Consider the following 18,263-nt stretch of genomic DNA (forward strand, 5'->3'; position numbering starts at 1 on the left):
CATCCAAAACACCATCCGGCCTTAATCGCTACTATCATGCGAGCGGATTCGCTAATTGAGGATGACCATTTCATGCTGAAAAAGACCGGTATCGCCCTTTTCGCCGCCACATTTCTCGCGGGCTGCACCACCGATCCTTATACCGGGGAACAGAAAATGTCGAATACTGCCGGCGGTGCTGCAATTGGCGCGGCTGTGGGTGCGCTCGGCGGCCTGATGGTTGGCGGTTCCAGCCGCGCCCAGCGCAATGCAGTGCTGATCGGCGCGGGTATCGGTGCGCTTGGCGGCGGTGCGATCGGCAATTACATGGATCGTCAGGAAAACGAGCTTCGCGCACAGCTGCAGGGTACCGGCGTGTCCGTGACGCGTAATGGCGACCAGATCATCCTGAATATGCCTTCGAGCATCACGTTTGATACCGATCAGGATCAGGTGAAAAGCCAGTTCTACCCGACGCTCAATTCGGTTGCGATCGTGCTGCGCAAGTTCAATCAGACGCTTGTGGATGTCTATGGCCATACCGATTCGACAGGCAGCGCCAGCTATAATCAGGGTCTCTCGCAGCGCCGCGCCGCTTCGGTTGCCAGCTATCTCGGTTCGCAGGGGATCGACCCACGTCGTTTTGCCGTTATCGGCTACGGAGCCAGCCAGCCGGTTGCCACCAATGCTACGCCGGACGGGCGCGCGCAGAATCGCCGCGTGGAAATCCAGATTTCGCCGCTTCGCGCCGCCAGCTGATTCCGTTTGCAGTTTCAGCCGCTACCATCACGCAGTCCTTCGGAAGAAGGGCTGCGTTTTTGTTGGCTCTCGCGAATCGCCAGCCCCACGGATTGATTTGAAATAAGTTAAATGGGGAATAGCTTTATTATTTTCGTAATCTCTGATGTTAGAGAACGATTAAAGAACAAAATTTCGAAATCTTTTATAATCAATTAGTTAGTTCCATTGCCAAATGAGAACAAAACGGATACAAATAGATCGTGGCAACGAGCCTGCCGGGCTTCTAGCGAGACAAGAGGATGGTGTAAGATGTCTCAGAATTCATTGCGACTTGTTGAGGAAAATTCAGTGGACAAGACTAAGGCTCTCGATGCGGCATTGTCGCAGATTGAAAGGGCGTTCGGCAAGGGCTCGATCATGCGCCTTGGCCAGAACGATCAGGTCGTGGAGATCGAAACCGTATCGACCGGGTCGCTCTCGCTGGACATCGCGCTCGGCGTTGGTGGCTTGCCCAAAGGACGTATTGTCGAGATTTACGGACCGGAGAGTTCCGGTAAGACGACGCTGGCGTTGCACACGATCGCGGAAGCACAGAAGAAGGGCGGTATCTGTGCATTCGTCGATGCGGAACATGCGCTTGATCCGGTCTATGCGCGCAAGCTGGGTGTCGATCTTGAGAACCTGCTGATTTCGCAGCCGGATACGGGCGAGCAGGCGCTTGAGATTACCGATACGCTTGTGCGCTCAGGTGCCATCGACGTTCTCGTCGTCGACTCTGTCGCTGCCCTGACGCCGCGCGCTGAAATCGAAGGTGAGATGGGCGACTCCCTGCCTGGTCTGCAGGCACGTCTCATGAGCCAGGCGCTCCGCAAGCTTACCGCATCAATCTCGCGCTCGAACTGTATGGTGATCTTCATCAACCAGATCCGTATGAAGATCGGCGTGATGTTCGGTTCGCCGGAAACGACGACTGGAGGTAATGCTCTCAAGTTCTATGCTTCGGTTCGTCTCGATATTCGCCGTATCGGCTCGATCAAGGAGCGTGATGAAGTCGTCGGCAACCAGACCCGTGTCAAGGTCGTCAAGAACAAGCTTGCTCCGCCCTTCAAGCAGGTCGAATTCGATATCATGTATGGCGCCGGCGTTTCCAAGACCGGCGAGCTGGTCGATCTTGGCGTGAAGGCTGGCGTTGTCGAGAAGTCGGGTGCGTGGTTCTCCTATAATTCCCAGCGGCTGGGACAGGGCCGTGAGAACGCCAAGCAGTATCTTAAGGATAACCCGGAAGTGGCTCGCGAGATTGAAACGACCCTTCGTCAGAATGCCGGGCTGATCGCCGAGCAGTTCCTTGAGGATGGCGGACCGGAAGACGACGCAAGCGACGCTGCGGAAATGTAAGGTCGCCAGCATTAGACAAATTTTCGAGGCCCCGTGCATTAGCGCGGGGCTTCGTTTTGGAGGGATGAATTCTTGCGGCGTGAAAAGTGCCTGCTTAATCGTCTTTCAGCAGAAATTGCTTTTATGGCGCAGCGTACTTATCTGGACAGAAAAGCAAGGCACCGCTAAAAGCGGTCAACCGAAAACTCCACTTCACGTTCTGGCTGTGTGAGAGAGCCTCGGCCTTCGATAACGGTTGGCGGCTGTGGGAGTTTGAACAGGATAATTGATGCGGCTTTTTCAAAAGCTGCGTCCGTGCAGGGCAGTAAAGCCCAAAGGTGACTTATGGCTGACGTCAACGAGATTAGGTCCACATTCCTCGATTATTTCCGCAAGAACGGGCATGAGGTCGTTCCATCGAGCCCGCTTGTTCCGCGTAACGATCCGACGCTCATGTTCACCAATGCGGGCATGGTACAGTTCAAAAACGTTTTCACGGGTCTAGAACATCGTTCTTATAATCGTGCGACCACCTCGCAGAAATGCGTTCGCGCCGGCGGCAAGCACAACGATCTGGACAATGTCGGCTATACCGCACGTCACCATACTTTCTTTGAGATGCTGGGCAATTTCTCGTTCGGCGACTATTTCAAGGAAGACGCCATCAGTTTCGCCTGGAACCTGATCACCAAGGAATTCGGCCTTCCCAAGGATAAACTGCTTGTCACCGTATATCATACGGACGACGACGCAGCGAATTACTGGAAGAAGATCGCCGGTCTTTCCGACGACCGTATTATCCGCATTGCTACAAGCGACAATTTCTGGGCCATGGGTGACACCGGCCCATGCGGCCCATGCTCGGAAATCTTCTTCGACCACGGCGACCATATCTGGGGCGGCCCTCCCGGATCGGCTGACGAAGACGGCGATCGTTTCATCGAAATCTGGAACCTCGTATTCATGCAGTTCGAGCAGATCACGCCCGAACAGCGCATTGATTTGCCGCGTCCGTCCATCGACACCGGCATGGGATTGGAGCGCGTCGCAGCGGTGTTGCAGGGCGTGCATGACAATTACGATATAGATCTCTTCAAGGCGTTGATCCGCGCTTCGGAAGAAGCGACGGGGGTGAAGGCCGAGGGCGAGTTCCGCGCCAGCCACCGGGTGATTGCCGATCATCTGCGTGCTTCAAGCTTCCTGATCGCCGACGGAGTGCTGCCGTCCAACGAAGGTCGCGGCTATGTGCTGCGCCGCATCATGCGCCGCGCAATGCGCCACGCACAGTTGTTGGGCGCGAAAGAGCCGCTGATGTGGCGCCTGCTGCCAGCCCTGATCCGCGAAATGGGACAGGCTTATCCGGAACTGATCCGCGCAGACGCGTTGATTTCGGAAACGCTCAAGCTCGAGGAGACCCGTTTCCGCAAGACGCTCGATCGTGGGCTTGGTCTCCTGTCGGACGCAACGGAAAACCTCGTTGAAGGTGATCGTCTCGATGGTGAAACCGCTTTCAAGCTTTACGACACCTATGGCTTCCCGCTCGATCTGACGCAGGATGCGTTGCGCCAGCGTGGCATTGCCGTTGATACGGAAGGGTTCAGTGCCGCTATGGAACGCCAGAAGGCCGAAGCGCGCGCCAATTGGGCCGGTTCTGGCGAGGCTGCGACAGAAACCATCTGGTTCGGCGTAAAGGACAAGGTCGGCGCGACTGAGTTCCTTGGTTATGAAACCGAAAGCGCGGAAGGTGTTATCACAGCACTTGTTCGCGATGGCGCAGAAGTACAGTCCGTTGCCGAGGGTGAAGCTGTTTCGGTCGTGGTCAACCAGACGCCGTTCTACGGAGAATCCGGTGGCCAGCAAGGCGATACGGGTACGATTTCCGGTGAAGGTTTTGTCATCACCATCAAGGATACGCAGAAGAAGGGCGAGGGCGTCTTCGTTCATATCGGCGAAGTTGCCAAGGGTGCGGCCAAGACCGGCGATGCGGTTGAGTTGAAAGTGGATTCGGTGCGCCGCACGCGCATTCGTTCCAACCATTCGGCGACGCATCTTCTGCATGAGGCTCTGCGTGAAACGCTCGGAAGCCATGTCGCCCAGAAAGGTTCGCTCGTAGCACCCGACCGTTTGCGCTTCGACTTCTCGCATCCGAAGCCGATTTCGGCAGAAGAGCTGGCGCAGGTGGAAAACCTTGCCAATGAAATCATTTTGCAAAACGCGCCCGTCAGCACGCGCCTGATGGCCGTAGACGATGCCATTGCCGAAGGCGCCATGGCACTGTTCGGCGAGAAATACGGCGATGAAGTTCGCGTTGTTTCCATGGGCACCGCGAAACACGGCCCGAAGGCAGGCAAAGCCTATTCGGTCGAGCTTTGCGGCGGCACGCATGTGCGCCAGACGGGCGATATCGGCCTTGTCCGCATCGTTTCGGAAGGGGCGGTTGCCGCCGGTGTTCGCCGTATGGAAGCGCTGACGGGTGAGGCCGCTCGCCTCTATCTCGAAGAGCAGGATGAACGTGTAAAGGCTATCGCCGGTGCGTTGAAGACGACGCCGTCCGAAGCGCTGGAACGCGTCAATGCGCTTCTGGATGAACGCAAGAAGCTGGAGCGTGAACTCGCCGAGGCCCGCAAGAAGCTTGCGCTTGGCGGCGGTTCGGCAGAGGGCGGCAGCGCCGTTGAAGCCGTGAATGGCGTCAATTTCCTCGGCAAGATCGTAACAGGCGTTTCTCCGCGTGACCTGAAGCCGCTTGCAGATGAAGGCAAGAAGCAGGTCGGTTCCGGCGTCGTGCTGTTTATTGGTGTCGGCGAAGACGACAAGGCGAGCGCAGTCGCGGCGGTCACGGAAGATCTGGTGAGCCGTTTCAGCGCGGTCGATCTGGTCCGCGCAGCTTCGGCGGCGCTTGGTGGCGCTGGTGGAGGCGGTCGCCCGGATATGGCCCAGGCAGGTGGCCCGGATGGTGCAAAAGCGGCTGATGCAATCGCCGCGGTCAAGGCGCTGATCGGTTAAGGTCGAAAACAGAAATCGCCGGGCAGTGCCCGGCTATTCATTATACAGCGTGCGCTGAACGGCTGTCTTCGGGGGCCTCAATACGATCATCGAGGCCATAGTCGCGCATGATGCTGACCACTCGTAAACGATAATTCTCGAATACGCCCTTGCGACCCTGTCCCTGTGCCACCCGATGAGAGGGCAGATTGCGCCATTCGCGCACGGCTTCTTCGTCGCGCCAGAACGAAAGCGAGAGCAGCTTGCCGGGATCGGCGAGGCTCTGAAAGCGCTCTATCGAGAGGAAGCCCTCGATTTTGGAAAGATCGCCGCGCAGGCTCGCGGCAATGTCGAGATATTGGCCGCGCCTGTCGTCATCAGCCGGCCAGACTTCGAATATGACTGCAATCATGGCTTGATGAACTCCCCATGCGGTGCGGATTGAAGTTTCAGGAAGATGCGATCCTCTGACCGGATGAACTGTTCCCGCCTTGCAAATTCATAGTTTTCGCGTCCCAGTGGATCGCCGGCGAGCCGGGCCCGGTATGCCTCGTAAGCAGCAAGGTTTTCGATAGAGTAGACGCCATAGGCCGTTGTCGACGATCCTTCATGCGGTCCGAAATAGCCAATGAGATTGGCGCCACATCGCGGAATGGCCTGTCCCCAATTGCGGGCATATTCGGCAAATGCATCCGCCTTGAACGGGTCGATCTGATAGCGGATGAAACAGGTAATCATGCATGTCTCCTTCAAATGCCTGTCTTCGATGGTGACAATGTAGCAATTGAAACATCTCTATAGTTCGGTTAGCATCGAAGTATGAAAGATGGTCCGATCATAGCTTCCGTTGCCGCACTTCTTGGCGATCCTGCGCGCGCAAACATGCTCACGGCGTTGATGGATGGCCGCGCGCTGACGGTCAGCGAACTTGCGTCGGCGGCAGGCGTGACGCTGCAAACGGCAAGCGGACATCTTGCAAAGCTCGGTGCAGCCAATCTGCTGGTTGCGGAGAAGCAGGGTCGGCATCGTTATTTCCGTCTTTCAGGAACAGATGTGGCACAGGTTCTGGAAGGACTGATGGGGCTTGCGCAACGCACCGGCGCTGTGCGGGTGCGGACTGGTCCGAAAGATCAGGCGCTACGCAAGGCGCGGATTTGCTATGATCATCTGGCCGGCGAACGCGGTGTCGAGATGCTCGATGCCTCGCATCGGCTGGGGCTGATCGCCGATGGCGAGGAGCCGGTACTGACAGAAAAAGGCAAATCCTTTTTCACTTGCCTTGGCGTGGATGTGACCCATTTGGAGCAGGGCAAGCGCCCGGTCTGCCGTCACTGTCTCGACTGGAGCGAACGCCGCAACCATCTGGGTGGTGCACTTGGTGCCGCGCTTTTGAACCATTTTATTTCGCAAGGCTGGGCACGCCGGGAAGAGGGGCGCGTCATCGCGTTCTCGCCCAAGGGGGCGCAGGCTTTCTCGCGGACGTTTGAACTGGCTGGCCAGATTACGTGACCTGAACAGCCAGCAATGCCTGTATCAATGTTGTGTGGCGGCCGCGGCCCCATCGTCCAACTCCGTGGCCCGTTTCATCGCGGGGCGATCCTTCAGGCGATCCCAATAGGCGACGAATGCGCCACGAGCAGGCAAGGTGCCAAAGCGCAGACCCCAGCCAATGTGAGAACCGACATAAACGTCAGCCGCTGTGAAACGGTCGCCGGTGATGTAGGGATGCTGGGACACCGCTTTTTCCAAAGTGTTGACCACCATGTCGTAGTTGCCGTAGCCGACCATTCCCTGCTTGTCCGCGGGGATTTCAAAGCCAAGCGCATGGTTGGAAAGCGCAGCCTCGACGGGACCGGATGTAAAGAACAGCCAGCGGAAGAAATCCGCGCGCTCATCGGGGTGCGGCGCCAGACCGGCTTCGGGAAACGTCGTTGCCAGATAAGCGCAAATGGCGGCCACCTCCGTCACCACCGCCTCGCCGTGGCGGAGCGCTGGAACTTTTCCCATCGGGTTGATCGTACAGTAATCCGGTCCCTTCATCGGAGGGCCGAAATCCAATATTTCCACATCATAGGGTTTGCCGATCTCTTCCAGCATCCAGCGCGCGATACGTCCGCGCGACATCGGGTTGGTATAGAGCTTCAACTCAGCCATTTCATCCTCCCTGTAAGAGGTGGCAGGATGCGCTTTTTCCCTTGAAAAGGAAATGAAAAAACCCGGCAGCATTGCTGCCGGGTTCTCTATATCGAGAATGGGTCGAATACCCGATCAGGCGGCCATGGCCTTCTTGAGGTTTTCGTCGATCTTGTCGAGGAAACCCGTAGTGGAAAGCCAAGGCTGATCCGGACCGATGAGCAGCGCTAGATCCTTGGTCATGAAGCCGCTTTCAACGGTGTCCACGCAGACCTTTTCCAGCGTGTCGGCAAAACGCTTCAGCTCGGCATTGTCGTCAAGCTTGGCACGGTGGGCGAGACCGCGGGTCCATGCGAAGATCGAAGCGATCGAGTTGGTCGAGGTTTCCTCGCCCTTCTGATGCTGGCGATAGTGACGGGTCACGGTGCCGTGGGCAGCTTCAGCTTCAACGGTCTTGCCATCCGGCGTCATCAGAACCGAGGTCATCAGGCCGAGCGAGCCGAAGCCCTGCGCCACGATGTCCGACTGCACGTCGCCGTCATAGTTCTTGCAGGCCCAGACATAGCCGCCCGACCACTTGAGCGCCGAAGCAACCATGTCGTCGATGAGGCGATGTTCGTACCAGATCTTCTTTTCCTCAAACTTCGACTTGAATTCAGCGTCGAAGACTTCCTGGAAGATATCCTTGAAGCGACCGTCATAGGCTTTCAGGATGGTGTTTTTGGTGGAGAGATAGACCGGATAGCCGCGCTGCAAGCCGTAGTTGAAGGAAGCGCGGGCGAATTCACGGATCGATTCGTCAAGGTTGTACATGGCAAGAGCCACGCCAGCCGAAGGAGCCTGATAGACCTCGTGTTCGATGGTCTCGCCATCTTCACCGACGAATTTGATCGTCAGCGTACCCTTGCCGGGGAACTTGAAATCGGTCGCGCGATATTGGTCGCCGAAAGCATGGCGGCCGACGATAATCGGCTGGGTCCAGCCTGGAACGAGGCGCGGAACGTTCTTGCAGATGATCGGCTCGCGGAAGATCACGCCGCCAAGAATGTTGCGGATGGTGCCGTTTGGCGACTTCCACATTTTCTTGAGCTTGAATTCTTCAACGCGCGCTTCGTCGGGCGTGATGGTTGCGCACTTCACGCCGACGCCATGTTCCTTGATGGCATTGGCTGCATCGATGGTGACCTGGTCGTTGGTCGCATCGCGGTTCTCAACCGACAGATCGTAATATTTCAGATCAATGTCGAGGTAAGGATGGATAAGCTTGTCCTTGATGAACTGCCAGATAATGCGGGTCATCTCGTCGCCGTCGAGTTCAACGACCGGGTTCGCAACCTTGATTTTTGCCATGGATGAAGCCTCTTTTTCAATGCGTCGCGCCCGTATAGCACTCACGGCGAATAAGGCAAAGCGTAAGAGGCTTATTCTTTGGCCTATAAACCGGCTGAATGGTCAAAAATTCGGGAGAGAGCCAATCATGCGGCGCGGTGTGCCGCATGATCGCTGTTGCGCGATTTTTCCCATGAGGATGGCCGCTGACGATAGTTTTTCTCTTCGCTCGCCAGAATGGCGTCAGCGTCGAGCGTGGAAATGGCTGTCGACTGGTCCATCGGGACAAGACCATTCAACTGCAGCGAAAGATAGCGTCCGCAGCAGACCCGCAGGAACGAGGCGAAATTGTCGAGGTCGTGGCCTTCATTCCGGGATTCATTATAAAGTTTGCCTATGAGGCGGTTGACAGTGAGATCATCGCGCGCGGCAATATCTTCGAGAGCCCACCAGAAGAAATTTTCAAGCCGCACGCTTGTTACAACGCCGTCTATGCGCAGCGAACGCGTCACGCTCTGCCAGAGCTCAGGATTGGCGCCGATGAACAGCCTGCACATGGTTTCCTCCGGATCGTTCTCCCAAACTTACTGTCGCGCAGTTTTGCCCCACCTGCAACCTTGATGGTCACAGGCGGGTGTTGCGATCAGCTGTGGGTGATCCTTGTGCCGAGGACTGTGAGGAACTGTGCCAGCCAAGCGGGATGGGCTGGCCATGCAGGCGAGGTCACGAGATTGCCATCCGTCACGGCCTGATCGACCGGAATATCGGCATAGGTGCCGCCAGCAAGTTCAACTTCGGGGCGGCACGCCGGATAAGCCGAACAGGTGCGGCCCTCCAGAACGCGCGCAGCGGCCAGCAATTGCGCGCCGTGGCAGACGGCGGCAACGGGCTTGTTCGCCTCGAAGAAGTGCTTCACCACGGCGATAACATTGTCGTCGAGACGCAGATATTCCGGCGCCCGGCCACCGGGAATGACAAGTGCGTCATAGCTTTCCGACTTCACGTCGGCGAATGTTGCATTGAGAGTGAAGTTATGGCCGGGCTTTTCCGTATAGGTCTGATGACCCTCGAAGTCGTGAATGGCTGTCGCGATATGATCGCCGGCTTTCTTGCCAGGGCAGACCGCATGAACCGTATGGCCAACCGTCAGCAACGTCTGGAACGGGACCATGGTTTCGTAGTCCTCGCCAAAGTCGCCGCAAAGCATCAGAATTTTCTTACCGGACATGGTTTTCCTCCCTTGATCCTGCATCTGGGGCACCAGTCTGGCACGAATGACCGGTGCGCAGGTGTTATCGGGCTACTACATGGGCTTTTCATCCAAGTGCGTAAGGGGAATCTTTGCGATTCAGCGTCAATTATGTCAGGGAAGCGCCACGATTTTATAGCACAGCGGAAAACATCATGGCAGGAACAGATAAGCAGCGCCCCATACTCGCGGAAGGACCGGCAATCGTGCTGGTGGAGCCGCAATTGCCCGAGAACATCGGCATGGTGGCGCGCGCCATGGCCAATTTCGGTTTGGCTGAACTGCGTCTGGTCAACCCGCGCGAGGAGTTTCCAAGCGAAAAGGCGAGGGCAGCAGCAAGCAAGGCCGATCATGTGATCGACAATGCGGTGGTTTATGACGACCTGCCTTCCGCTATCGCTGACCTCAATTTCGTCTATGCGACGACGGCTCGCGAACGCGATGGTTTCAAGCAAGTTCGCAGTGCCGTGGAAGCCGGTGGTGAGCTGCGCCGTCGTTTTAGAACTGGCGAAAAGACAGGCATCCTGTTTGGCCGCGAACGCTTCGGCCTCAGCAATGAAGAAGTGGGGCTTGCGGACGAGTTGGTCACATTCCCCGTCAACCCAGCCTTCGCATCGCTGAATATCGCGCAAGCTGTCCTGCTCATGTCTTATGAATGGATGAAGTCGGGCCTTGAAAAAGAAACAGAGACCGTATTCCGTGGCCCGGAACTTGAACTGGCGCCGAAGAAGGAACTGCAGGGGCTCTTCAACCATCTGGAAGAAGCTCTTGATGTGCGCGGTTATTTCCGCCCTGAAGCCCGCAAGGAAATCATGGTCAATAATCTGCGCGCCGTGCTGACGCGTGCGGGTTTCGCATCGGCAGAGCTGAAGCTACTGCGCGGCGTCATCACGTCGCTTGATGTTTTCACGCCGAAGAAGCCGCGCGGCTCCGGTGCTCCCGACGGGCGTGCGCGAAAGCCGGCCACCGAGGCTCCGGCAACAAAGGACAAGGACGAATGAAAAACGCGCCCGCTGTGAGTTTCTCCGCCAAATCCCCTGCCGGCGCCGAAAGACCCATTCTGGTTTTTGACAGCGGCATCGGCGGACTGACGGTCTTGCGGGAAGCGCGGGTGCTTATGCCGGATCGCCGTTTCGTCTATGTTGCCGACGATGCCGGATTTCCCTATGGCGGGTGGGAAGAGGATGCATTGAGGGGGAGGATCGTAGAGCTGTTCGGCAAGCTCATTGCCGACCATGATCCTGAAATTGCGGTCATCGCCTGCAATACCGCCTCCACGCTGGTGCTGGACGACTTACGGAATGCCTATCCTGCGGTGCCATTCGTGGGAACCGTACCGGCGATCAAGCCCGCCGCCGAAAGAACCTCGTCAGGCCTTGTTTCCGTGCTGGCTACCCCCGGCACTGTCAAGCGGGCCTATACGCGAGACCTTATTCAATCCTTTGCTACGCAGTGCCATGTTCGTCTCGTCGGTGCTGACCAACTTGCGGCAGTGGCGGAAGCGCATATTCGTGGCGAGAAGATCGACGAGGCGCTGGTTGTGGAACAGATTGCTCCCTGTTTCATCGAACAGGATGGCAATCGTACCGACATCGTCGTTCTGGCCTGCACACACTATCCGTTTCTCGCCAATGTTTTCCGTCGGCTGGCGCCCTGGCCGGTTGACTGGCTCGACCCTGCCGAAGCGATTGCCCGCCGCACCGTTTCGCTGTTGAAACCACGCCGCGATGATGAGGAATTGCACCATCATAACGATCTGGCAGTCGTCACATCCCGGAATCCGGACTACGCCATCCGCAGGCTCATGCAGGGTTTCGGTTTGCATTTCGCCTGATCCCTCCCAAGGTCTTGAATTTTGCGGCCAAGTGGCGATCATGGCTATGATCGTTTCAGAGGGGAAATGCGATGACCGGAACTATACCACGGATTACTCTTCCATCGGGACAGACAGTTCCGGCGCTCGGGCAGGGCACCTGGTATATGGGCGAGGACAGCGCACAACGCCGCCATGAAATCGAAGCGCTGAGGAGCGGTATCGATCTGGGGATGACACTGATCGATACGGCGGAAATGTATGCGGACGGCGAGGCGGAGGACGTGGTCGGTGAAGCTGTCTCAGGCCGACGGGACGATGTGTTCCTCGTCAGCAAGGTGCTGCCGTTCAATGCGTCGAGGAACGGCACAATCGAGGCCTGCGAGAGAAGCTTGAAGCGGCTTCGCACCGAACGTATCGATCTCTATCTCCTGCACTGGCGTGGGCAATATCCGCTTGAAGAGACCGTTGCGGCTTTTGAAGACCTGAAGCATGCGGGCAAGATCGCGAGCTGGGGTGTCAGCAATTTCGATACGGACGACATGAAAGAACTCGCCGACGTAGCGAACGGCATGGATGTTGCGACGAACCAGATACTCTATAATCTGACGCGGCGCGGGCCCGAATTCGACCTGCTGCCTTGGTGTGCCGAGCGAAAAATTCCCCTGATGGCTTATTCCCCAATTGAACAGGGACGGTTGCTGGGTAGTCCCGTATTAGCGGAAATTGCGGATGAAACTGGCGGAACGCCAGCTTCGGTCGCGCTTGCCTGGGCGATGCGCAACGGCAATGTCATCGCAATTCCAAAGTCGTCCAACCTGCATCATGTCCGGGACAACAGAAAAGCCGCCGAGTTGCGGCTTTCCGACGATCAGTTGAAACGTCTGGATCAGGTTTTCCCGCCGCCGTCCCGAAAAATGGCGCTGGAAATGCTCTAACCTGTTTCCTTCTGGCGGGAATCCTTCTTGGCCTGCGCTACGCTTGCGGCCTTCCGCAACCGTCCACGTTCTGCGGGGCGGATAAGACTGCCATATTTTTCATTGGGAATATTGCGCATGCCCTCCAGTGCATGGCGGGTATTGAAATCCTTGCTTTTCTTTTCGCTTGCTTCCTTGGCCGCGAGCGCTTTGCGGGCATTGGCAATCAACTGAGCACTGGCCGCCATGCGGCGCCGGCGTTCAACTTCCGTGTTGATACGACGCAGTGCCATGGCCAAGACGGATACTTTCAGATGTGAACCTTCGTCCGCCTTGGAGGGCGTAGCCCCGCGAGCCGCCGCCTTGCCGCGCATTTCGCGTCTGCGCTGATGGGCCTGATCTCGCGCCTTCTTGCGGCGTTCGCGGATCAGTTTCGCCAGATGGTCAAGCTCTTCATCGGGAACGTTCTGCAAAAAAGGATGGTGCGATTTTTCGACCAGTTCCTTTTCGTCGGTATTCAGAGCACGCGCTTCCTGCTTTCTGGTGACGGCCATTGGATAACCTTTCTGCTGGCGATAAAATTCCCGGTGGAATATAGGCGCGGTCGCCCGCATGGAAAGATAGGCTCCTCATTTCGGCTCATCCGCGTGGATGACTTCGCTTTGCTCTTCAAACCGTTGCAAAAGCAGCTTCAATTCGTTGAGCGGCAGGTGCTCTGCGCCAATGGTTTCGATCTTCGTCGTCGAAACGATGGTCAGAATTTCATCAAGTTTGGCCTGCGTCGCACTCGCTTCGCGGTTCTGTGCATTCTGGATAAGGAAGACCATCAGAAAGGTGATTATGGTGGTCGATGTATTCACGACAAGTTGCCATGTGTCCGAGAAGTTAAACAAGGGCCCGGTGACGCCCCATATGATGATGAACAAGCTCGCCAAGACAAATGCCAGATAATGCCCTGCAAGTTCGGCAGATTTCTCGCTGAGCTTTGTGAAGAACTGTGACATCAAAAACCTCCAAAATGGCTGACATGAAACGCTCGATGGAGGGACGCGGTTCCGCACCCGACATGAAGGCGGGAACTTTCACGCGCTGGTCGACGTTTGTTCTGGATAGAAACGCGGAGGTTAGTCGATGGACATTGTTGAAACCCGCATCAGCTCGGTGGGGGGCTTCAAGCTCTACATGGTGGAATTTATCACCGAGGGCGAAGAGAAGATAACCGTGAAGGTGGAGAACGAGACAGATGCAGAATTGGCGCGCGATGAAGTCCTGCGGCGCGCTGCTATGAAACTGGGTGAGGCTCTTGGGGTTGCATGTACGGAATGCGGTATTGAGCCGGGCAGTTTTGTGACGCGTCCAAGCGCACGTCGTTCCGGCGATCGGGCGGAACTTGAGCGCCAGCTCGATGAGGGATTGGAAGACACGTTTCCCGCCAGCGATCCAGTCTCTGTGACGGGTTCTACGATCGCCGGTTTTACCGGGCCGAAAGATTGAACGATGACTGCTAGCAAGAAGCCGGGCTGTTCGTCCGGCTTCTGAAGTCGTTCAGAAATAGAATCCTGTACTGAACGTATCTAACTGATAATATTCAAAGATTGCGGCGTTTGCCTTCCATCAGATCAAGTACCGCGCGGGCGCAGTCGAGCACATTCGATCCTGGTCCGAACACTGCCGCTACTCCATGATCGAACAGATACTGATAATCCTGACGCGGAACGACACCGCCGCAGACCACGATGATGTTTTCGGCGCCTTTTTTGCGCAGCGTGTCCACAAGCTGAGGCAGGAGTGTCTTGTGACCGGCTGCGAGTGATGACACGCCAAGCACATGCACCTTTGCCGTGATAGCCATGTCGGCGGCTTCATCCGGCGTCTGAAATAGTGGTCCGGCTAGCACCTCAAAGCCAATATCACCGAATGCGGAGGCAATGATTTTGGCGCCACGATCATGTCCGTCCTGACCGAGCTTTGCTACCATCACCTTCGGCGTTTCGCCAGTCTGTCTGGAGAAATCGCCAAGCCGGTCCACCAGCGTCTGATATTCGGGTTCGTCCTTATAGGCCGCGCCGTAGACTTTTTTTACGACCTTGGGAACCGCCGCGTGATCACCGAATGCGCGGCGCATGGCATCGGAAATTTCACCGACGCTGGCGCGGGCACGCGACGCTTCGACAGCAGCGGCCAGAAGGTTGCCTTCGCCCGTCGTCGCGACCTTTTCCAACTCCGCAAGCGCGGCTTCAACCTTTGCCTTGTTGCGCGTTTCCCTGATACGGTTGAGACGGGCAATTTGCGATTGGCGAACGGCCGAATTGTCGATCTCCAGAATGTCGATTTCGTCTTCCTGTTCCAGCCGGAACTTGTTGACGCCGACGATAACTTCCTCGCCTTTATCGACTGCCGCCTGCCGCTTGGTGGCAGCTTCTTCGATAAGGCGTTTCGGAAGGCCGCTTTCGACGGCCTTTGTCATGCCGCCGAGCTTTTCGACTTCCTCAATCAGCGCCCACGCCTTTTCCGCCAATTCGTTGGTCAGGCTTTCGATGTAATAGGAACCCGCCAGCGGATCGACCACTTTGGTCACGCCGGTTTCATTTTGCAGGATAAGTTGCGTGTTGCGGGCAATGCGTGCGGAGAATTCTGTTGGCAAAGCAATGGCTTCGTCGAAAGAATTGGTGTGAAGCGATTGCGTGCCGCCAAGAGCCGCCGACATGGCCTCGAAAGCCGTACGGACGATGTTGTTATAAGGATCCTGTTCCTGCAAGGAGACGCCGGAAGTCTGGCAATGCGTGCGCAGCATCAGCGAGCCCGGTTTCTTCGGATTGAATTCCTTCATGATGCGCGACCAGAGCAGGCGTGCAGCGCGCAGCTTGGCGATCTCCATGAAGAAATTCATGCCGATTGCGAAGAAGAAGGATAGACGTCCCGCAAATTCATCGACATTCAGCCCCTTGTTGAGCGCGGCGCGTACATATTCGCGCCCGTCAGCAAGCGTGAAGGCCAGTTCCTGCATCAGCGTCGCGCCTGCCTCCTGCATGTGATAGCCGGAAATGGAAATGGAGTTGAATTTCGGCATTTCGGTTGCCGTATAGGCGATAATGTCCGCAATAATCCGCATGGATGGCTCTGGCGGATAGATATAGGTGTTGCGGACCATGAACTCCTTGAGGATGTCGTTCTGGATCGTGCCGGAAAGCTGCGCGCGGGGCACGCCCTGTTCTTCGCCCGCAACAATGAAATTGGCGAGGATCGGGATCACGGCACCATTCATCGTCATGGAGACAGAAATCTTTTCCAGCGGAATGCCGTCGAAAAGGATCTTCATATCCTCGACGGAATCGATCGCCACGCCAGCCTTGCCGACATCGCCTTCCACGCGCGGGTGATCACTGTCATAGCCGCGATGCGTGGCAAGATCGAAAGCCACCGATACGCCTTGCTGGCCGGCGGCGAGAGCCTTGCGATAGAATGCGTTCGATTCTTCTGCCGTCGAGAATCCGGCATATTGGCGGATTGTCCATGGACGACCCGCATACATGGTAGCACGCGGACCGCGAACGAACGGCTCGAAACCGGGCAGGGTGCCCAGGTGATCAATCCCTTTCAGGTCATCTTCCGTGTAAAGCGGTTTTACGTCGATGCCTTCCGGCGTGTGCCAGATCAGGCTATCGGCTGGGCGCTTCAATTCCTTTTCGGCCAACGTTTCCCAGTCTGCACGGGTGGTGGGGCGCTCGCTCATATCGAACCTCACTCGAATTCCATGATCAGTTCATCGACAGCGAGGCTTGCGCCCGCGTCCGCCGTGATGCGCTTTACGGTAGCACGGCGTTCGGCACGCAGCACGTTTTCCATCTTCATGGCCTCTACCGTGGCCAGCGGCTGGCCTGCTTCCACCGTCTCGCCATTCTTCACGAGAATGGAGGTGATGACGCCCGGCATCGGGCAGAGCAGCATCTTCGATGTGTCCGGCGGCAGCTTCACCGGCATGAGTTTCGCAAGTTCTGCGATACGCGGCTTGCGAATGTGGGCCACCACGTCCATGCTGCGCCAGCGCAGACGCCAGCCGGTGCCGGCGCGCGAAACCTTTACCGCAATAGGCTTGCCAGCCACGGTGAATGAGCCCAGATGACTGCCGGGATGCCAGTCGCTGGCAACCGGCAAGCAGCCGCCATCCACGAAATTGATCGTGGTGCCACCTTCACTCTCTGCAATTCGAACCGGCAAGGCGAAGCCCCCGAGCGTCGCCACCCAATCGGTCGCAACCGCGTGCTGTTCGCTGGAAAGCCGTCCGGAAATCTGCGCGTTGCGCCGCTCAATCGCCAGATTGATCTGCGCGGCAACCGCGGCAAGCACCCGCGCATCGTCTTCCGACACGGGCACTCCGGCGAAGCCTTCCGGATATTCCTCGGCAATGAACGCGGTGGTGAGTGCCCCCTCGCGGAAGCGTGAATGGTCCATCACAGCAGACAGGAAGGGCAGGTTGTGGCCAATGCCTTCAACTTCGAATGCGTCCAAAGCATCACCCATTGCGGCGACGGCGCTGGCGCGATCCGGACCCCAGGTGCAAAGCTTGGCGATCATCGGATCATAATACATTGAAATCTCGCCGCCCTCGAACACGCCCGTGTCGTTGCGTACGATTGTGCCATCCGGGTTACGGCCTTCGACCGGCGGACGGTAGCGGGTCAGCCTGCCGATAGACGGCAGGAAGTTGCGATAGGGGTCTTCCGCATAAAGACGGCTTTCAATCGCCCAGCCGTTCAACTTCACGTCGCTTTGGCCGAAGCGGAGCTTTTCACCGGATGCCACACGGATCATTTCTTCTACAAGATCGATGCCGGTGATGAGTTCCGTCACCGGATGCTCGACCTGCAATCTTGTATTCATTTCAAGGAAATAGAAGTTGCGACTGCCATCGACGATGAATTCCACCGTGCCTGCGGAAAAATAGCCAACGGCCTTTGCGAGAGCCACGGCCTGTTCGCCCATTGCTTTGCGGGTGGCTTCATCAAGGAATGGCGAAGGCGCCTCTTCGATGACTTTCTGGTTGCGGCGCTGGATGGAGCATTCACGCTCGCCGAGATAGACGACGTTACCATGCTGGTCACCCAGAACCTGAATTTCGATATGGCGCGGCTGGGTAACGAATTTTTCGATAAATATGCGGTCGTCGCCGAAGGAGGATTTGGCCTCATTGCGTGAAAGCTGAAAACCTTCGCGGGCCTCTTCGTCATTCCATGCGATGCGCATGCCCTTGCCGCCGCCGCCAGCGGACGCCTTGATCATCACTGGATAGCCAATGCTGCCAGCGATTTTGACCGCCTCGTCAGCATCCTCGATCAAGCCCATATGACCGGGGACGGTGGAAACACCGGCTTCGGCTGCGAGCTTCTTCGAGGTGATCTTGTCACCCATGGCGTCAATTGCGTTCACCGGCGGTCCGATGAAGGTGACGTTGGCTGCTTTCAGCGCTTCGGCAAAACGCGGGTTTTCCGACAGGAAGCCGTAGCCGGGATGCACGGCATCCGCGCCGGTTTCCTTGATTGCCGCGAGGATTTTGTCGATGACGATATAGGATTGATTGGATGGCGCTGGTCCGATGTGGATCGCTTCATCGGCCATTTTGACATGGAGCGCATTACGGTCCGCGTCAGAATAGACGGCAACCGTCGCGATACCCATTTTCTTCGCCGTTTTGATGACCCGGCACGCGATTTCGCCGCGATTGGCAATGAGAATTTTCTTGATCATC

General features: G+C 57.0%; 18 protein-coding genes. 8 read left to right on the plus strand and 10 right to left on the minus strand.

Translation table 11 applies throughout. The annotated features are described in order from the left end of the window. Nucleotides 1-72: 72 nt before the first annotated feature. The 3 genes from F9K78_RS04805 to alaS all read left to right on the plus strand — a co-directional run bounded on the left by F9K78_RS04805 (nucleotide 73) and on the right by alaS (nucleotide 5,097). The gene (locus tag F9K78_RS04805) at nucleotides 73-738 is read left to right on the plus strand and encodes an OmpA family protein (RefSeq protein ID WP_121983773.1); all 666 of its coding nucleotides are present in this window, start codon (nucleotides 73-75) and stop codon (nucleotides 736-738) included. A gap of 291 nt (nucleotides 739-1,029) precedes the next feature. Then, the gene (recA, locus tag F9K78_RS04810; protein ID WP_121983774.1) at nucleotides 1,030-2,115 is read left to right on the plus strand and encodes a recombinase RecA; all 1,086 of its coding nucleotides are present in this window, start codon (nucleotides 1,030-1,032) and stop codon (nucleotides 2,113-2,115) included. A gap of 324 nt (nucleotides 2,116-2,439) precedes the next feature. After that, entirely contained in the window at nucleotides 2,440-5,097 is a 2,658-nt protein-coding gene (gene alaS / locus F9K78_RS04815) for an alanine--tRNA ligase (RefSeq protein WP_151682094.1), read from the plus strand. Nucleotides 5,098-5,137: 40 nt separating this feature from the next. Here alaS and F9K78_RS04820 read toward each other — a convergent pair whose 3' ends face one another. Then, nucleotides 5,138-5,488 (minus strand): antibiotic biosynthesis monooxygenase family protein, encoded by a 351-nt coding sequence (locus F9K78_RS04820; RefSeq protein ID WP_121984866.1) that lies wholly within the window; start codon nucleotides 5,486-5,488, stop codon nucleotides 5,138-5,140. Continuing rightward, complete coding sequence (locus F9K78_RS04825; protein ID WP_121983777.1) at nucleotides 5,485-5,814, minus strand: NIPSNAP family protein; 330 nt, start codon at nucleotides 5,812-5,814, stop codon at nucleotides 5,485-5,487. Before F9K78_RS04825 ends, F9K78_RS04820 begins: the two co-directional genes overlap by 4 nt. A gap of 81 nt (nucleotides 5,815-5,895) precedes the next feature. Between F9K78_RS04825 and F9K78_RS04830 the strand changes: the two genes are divergently transcribed. After that, complete coding sequence (locus tag F9K78_RS04830) at nucleotides 5,896-6,585, plus strand: ArsR/SmtB family transcription factor (protein ID WP_121983778.1); 690 nt, start codon at nucleotides 5,896-5,898, stop codon at nucleotides 6,583-6,585. A gap of 24 nt (nucleotides 6,586-6,609) precedes the next feature. On the opposite strand, the gene F9K78_RS04835 is transcribed toward F9K78_RS04830, so the two are convergent. From F9K78_RS04835 to F9K78_RS04850, 4 genes are all read right to left on the minus strand, one after another. Continuing rightward, on the minus strand, nucleotides 6,610-7,230 hold the full coding sequence (locus F9K78_RS04835; RefSeq protein WP_121983818.1) for a glutathione S-transferase family protein: 621 nt from the start codon (nucleotides 7,228-7,230) through the stop codon (nucleotides 6,610-6,612). A gap of 114 nt (nucleotides 7,231-7,344) precedes the next feature. Beyond that, nucleotides 7,345-8,559: an NADP-dependent isocitrate dehydrogenase gene (locus F9K78_RS04840; RefSeq protein ID WP_006471635.1), complete on the minus strand. Its 1,215-nt coding sequence runs from the start codon at nucleotides 8,557-8,559 to the stop codon at nucleotides 7,345-7,347. Nucleotides 8,560-8,684: 125 nt separating this feature from the next. After that, nucleotides 8,685-9,095, minus strand: coding sequence for a ribbon-helix-helix domain-containing protein (locus F9K78_RS04845; RefSeq protein ID WP_121983779.1), 411 nt, complete (start codon nucleotides 9,093-9,095; stop codon nucleotides 8,685-8,687). 86 nt (nucleotides 9,096-9,181) lie between these two features. Then, nucleotides 9,182-9,766: a DJ-1/PfpI family protein gene (locus F9K78_RS04850; RefSeq protein WP_121983780.1), complete on the minus strand. Its 585-nt coding sequence runs from the start codon at nucleotides 9,764-9,766 to the stop codon at nucleotides 9,182-9,184. 176 nt (nucleotides 9,767-9,942) lie between these two features. On the opposite strand from F9K78_RS04850, the gene F9K78_RS04855 reads away from it, so the two are divergent. The 3 genes from F9K78_RS04855 to F9K78_RS04865 all read left to right on the plus strand — a co-directional run bounded on the left by F9K78_RS04855 (nucleotide 9,943) and on the right by F9K78_RS04865 (nucleotide 12,538). Further along, nucleotides 9,943-10,788, plus strand: coding sequence for an RNA methyltransferase (locus tag F9K78_RS04855; RefSeq protein ID WP_121983781.1), 846 nt, complete (start codon nucleotides 9,943-9,945; stop codon nucleotides 10,786-10,788). After that, on the plus strand, nucleotides 10,785-11,621 hold the full coding sequence (gene murI, locus F9K78_RS04860) for a glutamate racemase (RefSeq protein ID WP_121983782.1): 837 nt from the start codon (nucleotides 10,785-10,787) through the stop codon (nucleotides 11,619-11,621). The genes F9K78_RS04855 and murI overlap by 4 nt, the downstream gene beginning before the upstream one ends. A 71-nt stretch (nucleotides 11,622-11,692) precedes the next feature. Then, nucleotides 11,693-12,538 carry an aldo/keto reductase gene (locus F9K78_RS04865; protein ID WP_121983783.1) on the plus strand — a complete coding sequence of 282 codons (846 nt, stop codon included), beginning with the start codon at nucleotides 11,693-11,695 and terminating at the stop codon, nucleotides 12,536-12,538. On the opposite strand, the gene F9K78_RS04870 is transcribed toward F9K78_RS04865, so the two are convergent. Together F9K78_RS04870 and F9K78_RS04875 are read right to left on the minus strand one after the other, a co-directional pair. Further along, on the minus strand, nucleotides 12,535-13,071 hold the full coding sequence (locus tag F9K78_RS04870; protein ID WP_121983819.1) for a hypothetical protein: 537 nt from the start codon (nucleotides 13,069-13,071) through the stop codon (nucleotides 12,535-12,537). The two genes, F9K78_RS04865 and F9K78_RS04870, sit on opposite strands and share 4 nt — an antisense overlap. A 75-nt stretch (nucleotides 13,072-13,146) precedes the next feature. Next, nucleotides 13,147-13,521, minus strand: a complete 375-nt coding sequence (locus F9K78_RS04875) for a low affinity iron permease family protein (RefSeq protein ID WP_121983784.1) — start codon at nucleotides 13,519-13,521, stop codon at nucleotides 13,147-13,149. A 127-nt stretch (nucleotides 13,522-13,648) separates the two neighbouring features. On the opposite strand from F9K78_RS04875, the gene F9K78_RS04880 reads away from it, so the two are divergent. Then, nucleotides 13,649-14,011 (plus strand): hypothetical protein, encoded by a 363-nt coding sequence (locus F9K78_RS04880; RefSeq protein ID WP_121983785.1) that lies wholly within the window; start codon nucleotides 13,649-13,651, stop codon nucleotides 14,009-14,011. 94 nt (nucleotides 14,012-14,105) lie between these two features. Here F9K78_RS04880 and scpA read toward each other — a convergent pair whose 3' ends face one another. Together scpA and F9K78_RS04890 are read right to left on the minus strand one after the other, a co-directional pair. Continuing rightward, on the minus strand, nucleotides 14,106-16,250 hold the full coding sequence (gene scpA, locus F9K78_RS04885) for a methylmalonyl-CoA mutase (protein ID WP_121983786.1): 2,145 nt from the start codon (nucleotides 16,248-16,250) through the stop codon (nucleotides 14,106-14,108). Between the two features lie 8 nt (nucleotides 16,251-16,258). After that, nucleotides 16,259-18,262 carry an acetyl-CoA carboxylase biotin carboxylase subunit gene (locus F9K78_RS04890; protein ID WP_121983787.1) on the minus strand — a complete coding sequence of 668 codons (2,004 nt, stop codon included), beginning with the start codon at nucleotides 18,260-18,262 and terminating at the stop codon, nucleotides 16,259-16,261. Between the last annotated feature and the right edge of the window lies 1 nt (nucleotide 18,263).

The sequence above is a fragment of the Brucella pseudintermedia genome (assembly GCF_008932435.1).
Taxonomy (GTDB): Bacteria; Pseudomonadota; Alphaproteobacteria; order Rhizobiales; family Rhizobiaceae; genus Brucella; species Brucella pseudintermedia.

What these genes read in the sequence shown, in the direction of transcription:
- murI (WP_121983782.1), top strand. Translation starts at nt 10,785, where the DNA reads ATGAAAAACGCGCCCGCTGTGAGTTTCTCCGCCAAATCCCCTGCCGGC.
- F9K78_RS04875 (WP_121983784.1), bottom strand. Translation starts at nt 13,521, where the DNA reads ATGTCACAGTTCTTCACAAAGCTCAGCGAGAAATCTGCCGAACTTGCA.
- recA (WP_121983774.1), top strand. Translation starts at nt 1,030, where the DNA reads ATGTCTCAGAATTCATTGCGACTTGTTGAGGAAAATTCAGTGGACAAG.
- F9K78_RS04825 (WP_121983777.1), bottom strand. Translation starts at nt 5,814, where the DNA reads ATGATTACCTGTTTCATCCGCTATCAGATCGACCCGTTCAAGGCGGAT.
- F9K78_RS04890 (WP_121983787.1), bottom strand. Translation starts at nt 18,262, where the DNA reads ATGATCAAGAAAATTCTCATTGCCAATCGCGGCGAAATCGCGTGCCGG.
- F9K78_RS04830 (WP_121983778.1), top strand. Translation starts at nt 5,896, where the DNA reads ATGAAAGATGGTCCGATCATAGCTTCCGTTGCCGCACTTCTTGGCGAT.
- scpA (WP_121983786.1), bottom strand. Translation starts at nt 16,250, where the DNA reads ATGAGCGAGCGCCCCACCACCCGTGCAGACTGGGAAACGTTGGCCGAA.
- F9K78_RS04820 (WP_121984866.1), bottom strand. Translation starts at nt 5,488, where the DNA reads ATGATTGCAGTCATATTCGAAGTCTGGCCGGCTGATGACGACAGGCGC.
- F9K78_RS04805 (WP_121983773.1), top strand. Translation starts at nt 73, where the DNA reads ATGCTGAAAAAGACCGGTATCGCCCTTTTCGCCGCCACATTTCTCGCG.
- F9K78_RS04850 (WP_121983780.1), bottom strand. Translation starts at nt 9,766, where the DNA reads ATGTCCGGTAAGAAAATTCTGATGCTTTGCGGCGACTTTGGCGAGGAC.
- F9K78_RS04880 (WP_121983785.1), top strand. Translation starts at nt 13,649, where the DNA reads ATGGACATTGTTGAAACCCGCATCAGCTCGGTGGGGGGCTTCAAGCTC.
- F9K78_RS04840 (WP_006471635.1), bottom strand. Translation starts at nt 8,559, where the DNA reads ATGGCAAAAATCAAGGTTGCGAACCCGGTCGTTGAACTCGACGGCGAC.
- F9K78_RS04835 (WP_121983818.1), bottom strand. Translation starts at nt 7,230, where the DNA reads ATGGCTGAGTTGAAGCTCTATACCAACCCGATGTCGCGCGGACGTATC.
- F9K78_RS04865 (WP_121983783.1), top strand. Translation starts at nt 11,693, where the DNA reads ATGACCGGAACTATACCACGGATTACTCTTCCATCGGGACAGACAGTT.
- alaS (WP_151682094.1), top strand. Translation starts at nt 2,440, where the DNA reads ATGGCTGACGTCAACGAGATTAGGTCCACATTCCTCGATTATTTCCGC.
- F9K78_RS04870 (WP_121983819.1), bottom strand. Translation starts at nt 13,071, where the DNA reads ATGGCCGTCACCAGAAAGCAGGAAGCGCGTGCTCTGAATACCGACGAA.
- F9K78_RS04855 (WP_121983781.1), top strand. Translation starts at nt 9,943, where the DNA reads ATGGCAGGAACAGATAAGCAGCGCCCCATACTCGCGGAAGGACCGGCA.
- F9K78_RS04845 (WP_121983779.1), bottom strand. Translation starts at nt 9,095, where the DNA reads ATGTGCAGGCTGTTCATCGGCGCCAATCCTGAGCTCTGGCAGAGCGTG.